At 55.5% G+C, this 12,924-nt stretch carries 12 protein-coding genes; 6 read left to right on the top strand and 6 right to left on the bottom strand.

What is annotated here, in order from left to right; translation table 11 throughout:
* Nucleotides 1-207 precede the first annotated feature (207 nt).
* The 6 genes from QMP16_RS16665 (at nt 208) to argE (ending at nt 6,448) form a co-directional block, all read left to right on the top strand.
* On the top strand, nt 208-1,488 hold the full coding sequence (locus QMP16_RS16665) for a flavin-containing monooxygenase (RefSeq protein WP_282153278.1): 1,281 nt from the start codon (nt 208-210) through the stop codon (nt 1,486-1,488).
* A gap of 17 nt (nt 1,489-1,505) precedes the next feature.
* A complete protein-coding gene (locus tag QMP16_RS16660; protein WP_108862432.1) occupies nt 1,506-1,922 on the top strand; it encodes a RidA family protein in 417 nt (138 codons plus the stop codon).
* Between the two features lie 84 nt (nt 1,923-2,006).
* Nucleotides 2,007-2,681, top strand: coding sequence for a DUF1028 domain-containing protein (locus QMP16_RS16655; RefSeq protein ID WP_282153277.1), 675 nt, complete (start codon nt 2,007-2,009; stop codon nt 2,679-2,681).
* 17 nt (nt 2,682-2,698) lie between these two features.
* The gene (locus tag QMP16_RS16650; RefSeq protein ID WP_282153276.1) at nt 2,699-4,195 is read left to right on the top strand and encodes an aldehyde dehydrogenase; all 1,497 of its coding nucleotides are present in this window, start codon (nt 2,699-2,701) and stop codon (nt 4,193-4,195) included.
* Between the two features lie 25 nt (nt 4,196-4,220).
* Entirely contained in the window at nt 4,221-5,159 is a 939-nt protein-coding gene (locus QMP16_RS16645; RefSeq protein WP_108862429.1) for a LysR substrate-binding domain-containing protein, read from the top strand.
* A gap of 140 nt (nt 5,160-5,299) precedes the next feature.
* Complete coding sequence (argE, locus tag QMP16_RS16640) at nt 5,300-6,448, top strand: acetylornithine deacetylase (RefSeq protein ID WP_282153275.1); 1,149 nt, start codon at nt 5,300-5,302, stop codon at nt 6,446-6,448.
* A 76-nt stretch (nt 6,449-6,524) separates the two neighbouring features.
* Here the strand turns inward: argE and QMP16_RS16635 are convergent, their stop codons facing one another.
* The 6 genes from QMP16_RS16635 to QMP16_RS16610 all read right to left on the bottom strand — a co-directional run bounded on the left by QMP16_RS16635 (nt 6,525) and on the right by QMP16_RS16610 (nt 12,863).
* The gene (locus tag QMP16_RS16635) at nt 6,525-7,562 is read right to left on the bottom strand and encodes an extracellular solute-binding protein (RefSeq protein ID WP_282153274.1); all 1,038 of its coding nucleotides are present in this window, start codon (nt 7,560-7,562) and stop codon (nt 6,525-6,527) included.
* A gap of 19 nt (nt 7,563-7,581) precedes the next feature.
* Entirely contained in the window at nt 7,582-8,391 is an 810-nt protein-coding gene (locus tag QMP16_RS16630) for an ABC transporter permease (protein ID WP_282153273.1), read from the bottom strand.
* 3 nt (nt 8,392-8,394) lie between these two features.
* Entirely contained in the window at nt 8,395-9,324 is a 930-nt protein-coding gene (locus tag QMP16_RS16625; RefSeq protein ID WP_282153272.1) for an ABC transporter permease, read from the bottom strand.
* Nucleotides 9,324-10,433: an ABC transporter ATP-binding protein gene (locus tag QMP16_RS16620; protein ID WP_282153271.1), complete on the bottom strand. Its 1,110-nt coding sequence runs from the start codon at nt 10,431-10,433 to the stop codon at nt 9,324-9,326. Before QMP16_RS16620 ends, QMP16_RS16625 begins: the two co-directional genes overlap by 1 nt.
* Nucleotides 10,434-10,974: 541 nt before the next feature.
* Nucleotides 10,975-11,493, bottom strand: a complete 519-nt coding sequence (locus QMP16_RS16615) for a hypothetical protein (RefSeq protein WP_282153270.1) — start codon at nt 11,491-11,493, stop codon at nt 10,975-10,977.
* A 470-nt stretch (nt 11,494-11,963) separates the two neighbouring features.
* A complete protein-coding gene (locus QMP16_RS16610) occupies nt 11,964-12,863 on the bottom strand; it encodes a LysR family transcriptional regulator (RefSeq protein WP_282153269.1) in 900 nt (299 codons plus the stop codon).
* Nucleotides 12,864-12,924 lie beyond the last annotated feature (61 nt).

The raw sequence follows: 12,924 nt of genomic DNA, 5'->3' as shown, positions 1-12,924 counted from the left end.
CGTGCTGGAGTGGCACAGAATGCGGCAATCCAAAGCGGCCGTTACCCAGGTATCGGCTAGCTCACCGGTTAGGTGCTGATGTCCGAATTCTGAAAGTGCAAGGCGTTCGGTCCATTGTGATCGCTCGTCCTCCAAGACCGGCATGTAATGAGCGATGGCAATGACCTCTCAGGGTCAATTCGAGATGCAGTTATAGGGAACCGACACATGTCCATTGAGAAAACGGATACGCTGGTTGTTGGCGGCGGACAGGCTGGTATCGCGCTGAGCGAGCACTTGGCAAACAACTATGTGCCCCACATCATTCTGGAAAAGAACCGCACTGCAGAAGCATGGCGTACCGGTCGTTGGGACGCATTGGTTGCCAATGGCCCGGCCTGGCATGACCGTTTTCCCAGCCTGCAGTTCAACGGCGACGACCCCGATGCGTTCGTGCCTAAGGACCGGGTTGCCAAATATCTTGTCGAATACGCCGAAATGGTCAAAGCCCCCATTCGCGAAGGTGTAGAGGCGCTGAAAGCAGAACGTCTGCCGGGTGAAGGAGGCTTCAAGGTTGAAACCTCTGCCGGCGAGATTCATGCCAAACGCATTGTGGCCGCCACAGGCGCGTTCCAGCAACCGGTCATTCCGCCGATCGTGCCGGCAACGGCTGGTGTCGAGCAAATCCACTCCTTCTACTACAAGAACCCCGACCAACTGCCAGAAGGTGCCGTGATGGTGGTCGGTGCCGGGTCGTCCGGCGCGCAGATCGCGGACGAGTTGAACCGCGCAGGCCGCAAGGTCTTTTTGTCGGTTGGTCCGCATGACCGCCCGCCTCGCCGATACCGCGGTCGCGACAATGTCTGGTGGCTGGGTGTGCTGGGACTTTGGGATATCGCTGCGCAAAAACCCGGAACCGAGCATGTCACCATCTCAGTTAGCGGGGCCCATGGTGGGCATACGATGGATTTCCGCCGGCTTGGAAATGAGGGGGTCACCCTTACTGGTATGACCAAAAACTTCGAGAACGGCGTTCTCAGCTTCGCGGATGATCTACAGCGCAACGTAGCCGCAGGCGACGCCAATTATCTAGAGATGCTTGATCTTGCTGACGCCTATGTGGAACGCACCGGAATTGATCTGCCGGAAGAGTCTGAGGCGCGCGAACCCTTTGAAGACCCGGACTGTTTGACCAATCCGCTTGGGTCAGTCGATTTTGCCAAAAAAGGTATTTCCACGATCATCTGGGCCACGGGCTTCCGTCAGGATTTCAGTTGGATCAAGGCGGACGCATTTGACGCCAAAGGCGCGCCGATCCACCAGCGCGGCGTTTCGGTCGAACCTGACATATACTTCCTTGGCCTGCCTTGGCAGTCACGTCGTGGCTCCACCTTCATTTGGGGCGTTTGGCACGATGCGAAATACATAGCCGATCAGATTGCGATCCAGCGCGCCTATGCCGATTACGATGGTCAGGCGGCAATCATCGCCCCAGCAGCCGCAGAATAAGACAACAGGACACCGAAATGGCGCACATTCGCATTCGCAAATTCAACACCAAAGAAACCTACCCCGAGCAGAACCTCGATAACGACCTGTGTCAGGCCGTCGTCACGCAAGGTGGAAAAACCGTCTACCTGCGTGGCCAGTGCCCGCAGAACCTGGATGATGCGGTCAATATCGACAGCCACGATCCGGTCGAGCAGACCCACAAGGTCATGCAGAACATCAAGCAGCTGATCGAAGAGGCCGGCGGTTCAATGGAACATCTGGTCAAGGTCGTCGTCTACATCACTGATGTCCGCCACCGCGAGGCCGTCTATCGCACCATGGGCGAGTATATCAAAGGGGTCTACCCTTGCTCGACGGGGCTGGTGGTTCAGGCACTCGCACGCCCGGACTGGTTGGTTGAGATTGACGGCACCGCAGTCATTCCCGACTGATCTTGCCGATCATTTGAGGATACCGGGCTGCGCACTTACGCTCTCACCCCGCGCAGCCCGGTCTTTGTCGTTAAGGAGGTCTATATGACTTTTTCACTGGTCGCCCGTTGTGCCGATACCGGCATGTTCGGGTTGGCGATTTCGTCGTCTTCACCCGCCGTGGCCGCCCGCTGTTCGTTTGCCCGCGCCAGTGTCGGTGCTGTCGCATCGCAGAACGTAACCGACCCCAGCCTTGGCCCGCTGACGCTGGATCTGATGGAACAAGGTAAAACCGCGCCTGAGGCCATCGCCGAGATGACGGCCCGCATGAAATTCATTGAGTACCGTCAGGTTCTGGCCGTGGACACCGCTGGACGCACGGCGATCCATTCCGGTCCCAACAGCCTTGGCATCTGGACACAAGCGCAGGCCGAAAACGTCGCCTCGGGTGGCAATCTTCTGGACAACGACGGCGTCCCGCAGGCCATCGTCGACGGGTTTCTGTCGGCCTCGGGTCATATCGGAGACCGCCTGATCGCAGCCATGCGCGCCGGTCTGGACGCGGGGGGCGAGGCCGGTCCGGTACATTCAGCAGGCATGAAGATCGTCGACAAGGTCAGCTGGCCGGTAGCCGATCTACGATGCGACTGGACCGAGGGTTGCCCGATTGAGGCCATCGCAACCGCCTGGGACATCTATAAACCGCAGCTGGACGCCTATATTCAGCGCGCGCTCGACCCGAGAGAAGCGCCTTCTTATGGCGTACCCGGCGACGAATAATCAGCGAGAGAGACATCATGTTGGATTATACGCACGAAGATTGGAAAAGTCGCGCCGCCGGTCTGTCATTTCGTGGGCAGGCTTTCATTGACGGCAAGTTTGTCGATGCCACATCGGGCAAGACCTTTGATAGCATAAATCCCGCCACAGGCGCAGTGCTGACTCAGGTTGCCGAATGCGATGAGGAAGACATCAACCGTGCCGTCGCCGCAGGCCGCGCCGCATTCGAGGATGGCCGCTGGTCGCGCATGGCCCCCGGTGACCGCAAGGCGGTGATGTTGAAACTGGTCGACCTGATCCGCGACAATCTGGAAGAGATGGCGCTACTGGACAGTCTCGACATGGGCAAATTAGTGACGGATGCTGCCACTATCGATGCCCCCGGTTCGGCGCATTTCTTCCAGTGGTATGCCGAGACTATCGACAAGGTCTATGACGAAGTCGCCCCAACCGGGCCTGGCGATTTGGCTCTGGTCAAACGTGTGCCTCTGGGCGTGGTCGGAGCGGTGACGCCGTGGAACTTCCCGTTGGACATGGCCACATGGAAAGCCGCCGCGGCGCTTGCGGCCGGCAACTCGGTGGTATTGAAACCCGCCGAACAATCGCCCCTGTCAGCGCTGAGACTGGCGGAACTGGCGGCTGAGGCTGGCATTCCGGATGGTGTCTTCAACGTCGTGCCTGGCTTTGGCGTGACTGCAGGCAAAGCGCTGGGTCTGCATATGGATGTTGACTGCCTTGCTTTCACCGGGTCGACCGCAATCGGCAAGATGTTCATGCAGTATTCGGGCCTGTCGAACCTGAAACAGGTCTGGCCGGAAACCGGTGGCAAAAGCCCCAATCTGATCTTTGCCGATTGCGAGGATCTGGACTCGGCCGCTGACATGGCCGCCTTTGGCATCTTCTTCAATCAGGGCGAAGTATGCTCGGCCAATTCGCGACTATACGTCGAACGGTCGGTCAAGGATGCGTTTGTCGAAAAGCTGATCGCTCGTGCGCAGGCGACGCAACCCGGCGACCCGCTGGACCCGGCGTCAAAAATGGGCGCCATCGTTGATGAAAAGCAGACGCAGGGCATCATGCGCTTTGTCGAGGAAGGCAAGAAAACCGCCAACCTTGTGACTGGGGGCGAACGGATCACATTGGATGGCAAGGGCTGCTTTGTCCAACCGACCATCTTCGACGACGTAGACCATGACAACCCGCTGGCGCGCGATGAGATCTTCGGCCCCGTCCTGTCGGTCATTCCCTTCGACACCGAAGACCAGGCCGTGACGATGGCTAATGACTCGGTCTATGGGCTGGCAGCGTCAGTCTGGACCGATAACCTGTCCCGCGCTTGCCGGGTGTCAGACAAACTGATGGCAGGGACCGTTTCGGTGAATACGGTAGACGCGCTGTCTGCAATGACGCCGTTTGGAGGCATGAAGCAGTCAGGCTTTGGGCGCGATTTGTCATTGCACTCGCTTGAAAAGTATACTGCTTTGAAAACGACTTGGATCAAGTATAAGGCTTGATCCGCAAGACCGCGGAGATGCGCCTTTGCCTTTCAGATACACGCTGCGACAGCTTGAGTATTTTGTGGCCGTCGGAAAGGCAGGCAGCATCGCAGCCGCCAGCGACAAGCTGAACGTCTCGTCGCCGTCGATCTCGGCGGCGATCACCCAGTTGGAAGTGGAATTCGGCGTCGCCCTTTTTGTGCGCGAACACGCGCGTGGTCTGTCGCTGACCAAGGCCGGGCACAAAATCATGGAACGTACCGAGTTCGTTCTGCGCGAGGCCGAGTTGCTGGCCACACTGGCCGGGGAAATCACCGGAAAGGTACAGGGCATCCTGTCCGTGGGGTGTCTGGTAACATTTGCTCAGATCGTTCTGCCGGGGTTGCGACGCGACTTTGAGGACACCTATCCCGATGTACGTATCGAACAGCGTGAACTGAATCAGGCCGTTATTTTCAGCCAGTTGCGCCGGGCTGAACTGGACATCGCCCTGACTTACGATCTGGACATTCCCGCCGATCTCGAATTCCGGCCACTCCATGAACTGCCACCTTATGTCGTTCTGAGCGAAGGTCATCCGCTGGCAAATCGCAGCGAGCTGACGATCCCCGACCTGCAGGACAGCCCAATGGTCTTGCTGGACCTGCCATTCAGTGGTGAGTATTTTCTGTCCTTTTTCCGCGAAGCCAATATCAAACCGAATATCGCGGAGCGCACCGCAGATATGTCGGTCATGCGATCTTTGGTGGCGAACGGGTTCGGTTTTTCGATTGCCAATATCCGCCCCCTCAACGTTTTGTCGCCGGATGGCAAAAAGCTGATCTTTGTGCCCTTGGCCGGGGAAATGCGCCCAATGCGTCTTGGCTTGCTGCGCGCGCGGGCCGAGAATGAAACAAACACATCAAGAGCATTCATTGATCATTGTGCTCATGCCGTAGATTCAGGATCGCTTCCTGGTCTTTTTGCTCAGGACGAAGGGTGATTGCGGGACTTAGAGATCTCCTAACCTCTGCTTCGCCATTCCCAGATTTAAGTATTTTGCCCGTCGTATAGGCTTGGAGAGAATGACCCTCTCACAGCCAAGACCAAAGCGGCTGTCAAACCAAAAACAGGTTCAATCCTATGACCTCTACCCTGGATATTCTCGACAGGCTTGTTGGCTTCGATACGGTCAGCAAAAACTCGAACCTTGAGCTTGCCGCTTATGTCGAAGAGTTTTTGGAGGCGCGCGGATTCACCGTTCATCGCATCACCGACCCTGGTGGCGACAAGACCGGGCTTTACGCCGAGAAAGGACCTGCGGGTGATGGCGTACTACTATCCGCGCATACTGATGTTGTCCCGGTCGAAGGCCAAAGTTGGACCAAGGACCCATTCCGCCTGACCCGTGAAGGCAATCGCGTCTATGGGCGTGGCACCACGGATATGAAGGGGTACGTGGCTTCTGTCATGGCGCTGGCGGATCGAGCCGCCGGGGCTGATCTGCGCGAACCTCTCAAGATCGCGCTTTCTTATGATGAAGAGGTCGGCTGTGTTGGCATCCAGCACATGCTGGACCGGCTCGCCCCTATGCTGGGCCAGCCACGCGCCTGTTTTGTGGGTGAACCGACCGAGATGCAGGTGGCCGTAGGCCACAAAGGAAAAGCCGCGCTACGTGCCGTCTGCCACGGCCAAAGCGGGCATTCAGCGCTGGCCCCGAAATTCGTCAACGCGCTGCACCTGGCAACTGATTTTGTAGGTGAACTGCGCGCGTTGCAAGAAACCTATGCCAAAAGCGGCAACAGCGACCCGGCCTATTCGGTGCCCTACACCACGTTCCATGTGGGCATGATGTCTGGCGGCAAGTCGCTGAATATCATGCCGGATCGCGCTGAACTGACATTTGAATACCGTCATCTCGCCTCGGATCACGGCAAAGACATCTTGTCACAAATTCAGGAGGCGGCCATCAGCGTCGGTGCACAGTATCAGGACCTGTGTCCCGAGGCGCGTATCGAGGTTGAACAGTATAACGCATATCCCGGACTGGAGGTCGCCCTGACCGAAGGCGTCATTGCCTATGCGCAGAAATTGGCGCAAAGCAACGTCACAACAAAGGTGGCCTTCGGTACAGAGGCCGGGTTCTTTAGCGAACTGGGCGTGCCGACTGTAGTTTGCGGGCCCGGATCAATGGAACGTCAGGGCCACAAACCGGATGAGTACCTGGAGATCAGTCAACTGAACGCTTGCGACGCAATGATGGATCACATCCTCGAAGATATCAGGCGGTGAACAACAAAGGGTTTGCCACAAACCAAAATGCCCCCGGCGGAAACCAGGGGCATTCAAGATAAGTATGTGACCTGAATTACTTCTTCAGATTGGTCCAGATTTGGTCGTACACCGCCTGAGTTTCCTCATCGCAAACTTCGATAAAGACACCCGGTCCGGCATTGGCATGTGGATTCTTTTCAGGCTGCGCTGCCAGTGCTGGGTCCAGAAAGCTTTCCACCCCGTTCACGCCCGCGTTGTATTGCGCGAAGTTGGTCACGGCAGCGATGTTCTCAGGTTCCAGCAGGAAATCCATGAAGATCAGCGCGTTGCCGCGGTTGGGCGCATCTTTCAGCAGAACCACGTTATCCATCCACGCAATGTAACCTTGTGTCGGATAGGCGTATTCCACGTTGGCACCTTCTTCGCGCGCCTTGGCAGAGAAACCGTCATAGATCTGACCTACAGCCGCATCGCCCGAAACCAGTACCTCTTTCGCGGTGTCTGAGTTGAACGAGGCCCAATGCTGTTTGGCTTCTTGCAGCATGGCGTTCAGCGCCTTCAGCTGTTCACGATCTGTGGAGCACTGCGGAATGCCCATGTGCAACGCGGCCATGGCCATCACTTCGCCCTGACTGTCCAGCATGTTGATGCGACCCTGCAATTCAGCCGGCGGGTTGAACAAGATGTCGGTGGTCTGAATGTCACCGTCATAAGCATCGCGGTTAACTGCAAAGCTTGTCGAGCCCCACTGATACGGAATCGAAGATTGACGGCCGGGGTCAAAGCTGGGATCGGCCCAATCGGGGGCGATGTTGCCTTTGTTCTTCAGCTCACCATCGGCGATCGTGTCCAGCATGCCTTCACCCGCCATGATCGAGACCATGTAATCACCAGGCACAGAAACGTCATAAGTGCCGATGCCACCAGCCTTGAGCGAAGCCAACATGGACTCGTTCGAGTCGTATGTGTCCATAGTGACAGTGATGCCGGTTTCTTCGGTGAACTTGTCCAGCAGCTCTTGCGGGATGTATTCGAACCAGTGGTACAGAACCAGTTCGCCCTCGGCTGCTGCGGCATTTGCGCCAATGGCCAAGGCAAGAGCAGCGACGCCGCTTTTCATCATATGTTTCATGTGACTCTCCATCTGTTGGTTATTTTGTGTTGTCAGACTTGCTGACGAAATAGCTGATCGTGACCATGACGATGGACACACTCAGCAACATGGTCGAAATCGCCATGATATTCGGTTTGATCCCCTGCTTGACCGAGCCAAAGATCGCGGTAGGAAGCGTTTCGACGCCCGCACCCTTCACGAAATTGGTGATGATGAAATCATCCAGGCTGACGATGAACGCCAGCAGGAAGCCCGAGATGATGCCGGGCATCATTAACGGCAAAAGTATCTTGGTGAATGCCTGCCGTTTCGTGGCATAGAGATCCAGTGCCGCCTGTTCATAGCTGTCTTCGATCCCCTGCATGCGGGCCGAGATCGGCAGGTAGGCAAAGGGAATGCAGAACGCGATATGGGCCAGCAGGATCGTCAGAAGCCCGCGTTCGAAACCGATCGAATTGAAGAAGATCAGGGTCGCAACCGCCAGCACGATTTCCGGCACCATCAGCGGCAGGCTGATTAACCCGAAAGACACAGTGCGAAAACGGAACTTACCCCCGCGCACCATCCCCGTCGCCGCCAGGGTCGCGATGGTCGTCGCCGTAGTTGCCGCGATGATGGCGATTATAAAGCTGTTCTTCGCTGCCGTCTTGAACTTGCTGCTTTCTGGGCCGGTAAACACATCTGCATACCAGCGCAGCGATACTCCTTCCCAGTTGGTCAGCGATTGTGAAGCATTGAAGCTGTAGATCGTGACCACGACCAGCGGCGCATAAAGGATGACCAGACACAGCAGTGTAATACCTTTGAACCCGGGATATGACTTGATGTCGAATTGCTTGCTTACCATTGGTCAGCCCCCCGCCCTGTCGGCTTTGGCTTGTTGCCGGGCCGAGAACATCAGAATGATCAGCACCATTGTCAGCAAGACCATCGATGCCGCCGCTCCGAACGGCCAGTTGCCAGCATTGCCCTTGAACTGTTCTTCGATCAGCGAACCGATCATGAAGTTCTTGGCGCCACCCAGCAGGTCAGGTGCAAGGAACGATCCCATCGAGGGGACAAAGACCAGAATACAGCCCGCAAACACGCCAGGTTTGACCGCAGGAAGCAAGATCCGCCGCAGCGTCGTCCATTTCGACGCGTAAAGGTCTGCCGCTGCCTCTGACAGGGCAAAGTTGTAGCGTTCGACCGCCGCATAAATCGGCAACACCATGAAAGGCAGGTACGAATAGAACAGGCCCAGCTGGACCGCGAAGTTCGTATTCACAATGTGCAGGGGGCTGTCGATCAGGCCGGTATTCATCAGAAAATCATTGAGCGGCCCCTGATCCCGCAGCAGGAATTTCATCGACACGGTCCGGATCAGCAGGTTCACCCAATACGGGATGGTGATCAGGAATACCCAGACCGGACGCATGTTCTCGGACCGGGTCGCAATGAAATAGGCGGTTGGAAACCCGATCGCGAGGCTCAGCAGCGTTGCCGCCGCCGCCTGCCAGATCGAGCGCCAAAAAATAGTGATATAGGTCCACTCAATTTTGGGGGGCTCATCCCCGAACAAGCCGCGATCAAAGAAGAATTGATCGTAGGCAGCCAGAGAGAATTCCCAGATCACTCCCCCGCGGAACTCTTTCGTCAGGAAAGAGTAGATCAGCATCATGAGCACCGGAGCGAGCACCAAAATGGACAGTGTCACCCATGCAGGCAACAACAGCCACGTACGGGCCTCTTTGTAGGTGTCTGTCGTTGCGCTGCCGCCGCTTGCTGCACCCGCCGCCATCAGTCCACCAGGAGGCGCGCGGCCCCCAGCTCCATGTTGACGAACATTTCGGCACCCGGCTCGAAAATACGCTTGTTGCCGCGATCTGAATTCGAAGTGCGCACGACAAAATCAGGACCCTCGTCCAGATGCACTATTGTGGTGATGTCGGTGCCGACAAAGATATTGTCTTTCACGCGCCCGTGCAGGCCTTCGGTCTCAACCGGCTCGGCGGACATATACAGACGTTCGGGGCGGATCGACATGTGGACCTTGGACCCAACGCCAACCCCTTCGACGGCGTTGCAAGTCAACTCATGCCCACCGCCCAGATGGCAGGTTGCGCGGCCGTTATCAATACCATCGACAGAGACCTCCAAAAGGTTCGTTTCGCCGATAAAATCCGCCACGAACATGTTGTGCGGACGCTCATAGATATCGGTTGGTGCACCCAGCTGCTGCAACTCGCCTGCCGACATGACCGCGATCCTGTCAGACATGGTCAGGGCCTCTTCCTGATCGTGGGTGACAAAGATAAAGGTGATCCCGGTTTCGCGCTGCAGGTGCTTTAGCTCCAATTGCATCGCCTTGCGCAGCTTTAGGTCCAGCGCGGATAGTGGTTCGTCCAGTAACAGAACCTTGGGCTGCGGTGCCAGGGCCCGGGCAAGCGCGACACGCTGCTGCTGACCACCCGACAACTGGCTGGGCTTACGTGCCGAGAATTGGGAAAGCTGCACCAGCTCCAGCATCTCACCCGATTTCTTTCGAGCCTCGGATTTCGACTTACCCCGCATTTCCAACCCGAACGCCACGTTGTCCAGAATGGTCATATGCGGAAACAGCGCATAGTTCTGGAAAACCGTATTCACGGGGCGCTTGTTGGGCGGCAGGTTCTCGATCTCATCACCGTAGAGGTAGATTGCACCCTCGGTGACGGCCTCGAAACCGGCGATCATCCGCAGCAGAGTTGTCTTGCCGCACCCAGACGGGCCAAGGAGTGTAAAGAACTCATTGTCCATGATCGACAGCGAGATCGTCTTGAGCGCCGTAAAATCGCCGTAGCGTTTTACTGCATCCCGCACGTCGATCGCGATATTTTCCTTGTCAGACAATTGCGCCTCCCCGAGCATCGCGAAATTTCACTCAGGTATATACGGGCAGCGCGTTCCTCCTAATAACTGACTTCCTCACTAAACATTAGGATTAGCCTAATGTTTAATTTTTTCGATTATTAATTAGTATATTATGGTGCATCTTCCCGCTTTATTAACGCCAAGAAAACACAGAGATGCAGTTGGTTGCTGCTTATCCACGCCTTTCGGAGGATCGATGTGAAAAAAGGTTAGCATTCTTACTGCTATCGAAGCTGTCACGGTGTTGTTTCTTGTTAGCGTATTACTTTTTCTATTGGCGGAAAATTTCACAAACCAAAATGTAGTGTATTTTGACCAGACTGGTTCAGTAGCTTCCAGAACATCTCGCATTTAGCTTAGTGGACTGAACTACTTCGGATGGCAACCAAGTCGTGCAGCCGTTGCTGCGACCGCCAGTTTAATTCACCAGCTTCCCGTATGAAGTATATCCTTCTTTATACGCGTGTGGACTTTGCGAATTTTTGAAGCGACATTGCCACTCAAGAAATACAGCTGGGTGGCCGCCGATGACACGCTCTCAAGCATTGCTTGTTTCACCTTCGCCATCGAACAGAAGAAAGGTGCGATAGAAAGGTGTCGTTTTTTCTGATTGGTTAAAATAGCCTTTGAATGACGTCCGAGTTTCGGCTGTCACATAGGATCCACCGGCAGTCAATTTCGAACCTTCCGCGTTGCTGAAGTTCTTCGCGCATTGGCGGACATTCGAGAAGTCTCCGTATTGTAGTCTTCGACCATTGCCGTAGCCAGATGAAACAGCGCGGAATGACTTCAATATCTCACATATGATGTAAAATCTGCGCCCTAGGGTCCCGCTGGAGGCCGTGCTTGGACGTATTGCGTCTTTCGCAAAGTGGCAGGCGTTTCTGACTACGCCCTGACTTATCTTACTTCGATAGAGTGCGCGCGCCCTCTTCAGAACGACCGGTGCAATTTGCCCATCACTTGTGGCAATGTGCTTTTGCAGCCATGCGGGAAAATCCGCGGACCGCGCATCTGCGCGGGTCGCAAGTGAACCCGATGAGGCGACGGTGAACATGACAATGATTACTAGGCGGAGTGAATTCGGTAGCAACGGCAAAACTCTTGCTAGAATATACTCGGAACTAGTTTAACACAGAATGGTCTTGCAAAAGAGACTAGCGTATCTACGAATGGATCTAACTGTGGCCGAAAATCCCGCACTGCATAACGCCCCTCAGTTTTAGGGGCTCGAAATTTTTTATCGTGCCTTCAACACATAGCCCGTACAAGAAACAGCCCATTCCGGAATTTGAACCGACGTCCAGATGCTGCTATGCAGCCCGTCAAACTTGCCATTCGCTGCGAGCGCAAAATCCGCTTTCAGTCGAACTCACAGTTCGTGGACTTTGCCGCAATTGGAAATTTGCATCAAAAGCCGCTCTTGTAGAAAAGCGTAACTTCCGCAAGTTGACTGTACTCACGGGAACGACCTAATTTGAGTTATGATACGTCTCAGTCGGAATTTTTTTTGCCTCACACCACCGCTCACGTCCGATATTTGGCAAGCTCGCCCCAACACAATTCAAGAGCAGTCGACGTGTTTTGGGACTTGCGCGCCGCGCAGATGTTCCATGAAAGGCTCTGCTTCATCGAAACAGGTTTGACTTTCTTTGTGCTGATCAGTTCTGAAAAAGTGTCTGGCATCCCTCCTACGATATAGTCTGGCTCTGCCAATAATCCGGTCAGAAAGTTGTAGTCGTCGCATTCAACATTCGGCTGGGCATTGACTTTTTTGACCGCCTCGGTGTCGCCGCCAAGTGACTTTATCAGGGTCGCTCTCCAGTGTTTATGAAGATGCGGTGATGCAAAGGGAAAGTCGAAAACACCTGCCATTGTTTGTGGGCCGCGTTGGTGAATTTCATGATCGGGGTGCGCAACAAACTGAATTTGCCGTTTTTCCATCACCATGATTTCGACTTTGTCGGCATCCGGTGTGTAGGTCAGATCGCCCAGAAACACATCGAACTGCCCGGCCTGCAACAAGTCGAGCGGACGCGCGTAGGCGCTCACCAGTATTCTGAATCGCAGGTCGGGCATTACCTGCCGCACAGATCGCAGGACGGGCACGATCAGAGATCTTGTGGTCAGAGGCCCGCAACCGATCAGAAAAGTGCCAGGTCCGGCGTCACGCAAACTGGCGACACGCGTCGCATAGCGATCCAGGTCATGCCGCAGAGCCTTAGCGATAGGCAAAAACTCCTGCCCCGCCCGCGTCAGCGTACTGCTGTTGCGCCTTCGATGAAACAGCACGAACCCTGCATGGTCCTCGGCTTGCCCGATATAGCGGGAAAACGACGCGTTGGAGACACCCATCACGCGGGCCGCGTGTTGGAAGCTGCCAGTTTCAGCCAAAGTAAGAAAGGCAGTTAATGCGTTTTCATTCATCGTGCGGTCAATATCATCTCAGTTATCGGTTTTTAACTTTCATAATGTGAAATCCTAGTAA

This window comes from Ruegeria atlantica (genome assembly GCF_947495585.1).
GTDB lineage: Bacteria > Pseudomonadota > Alphaproteobacteria > Rhodobacterales > Rhodobacteraceae > Ruegeria > Ruegeria atlantica_G.
The sequence above is the reverse complement of the archived record's forward strand: the minus strand, read 5'-3'. Positions and strand labels throughout refer to the sequence as shown.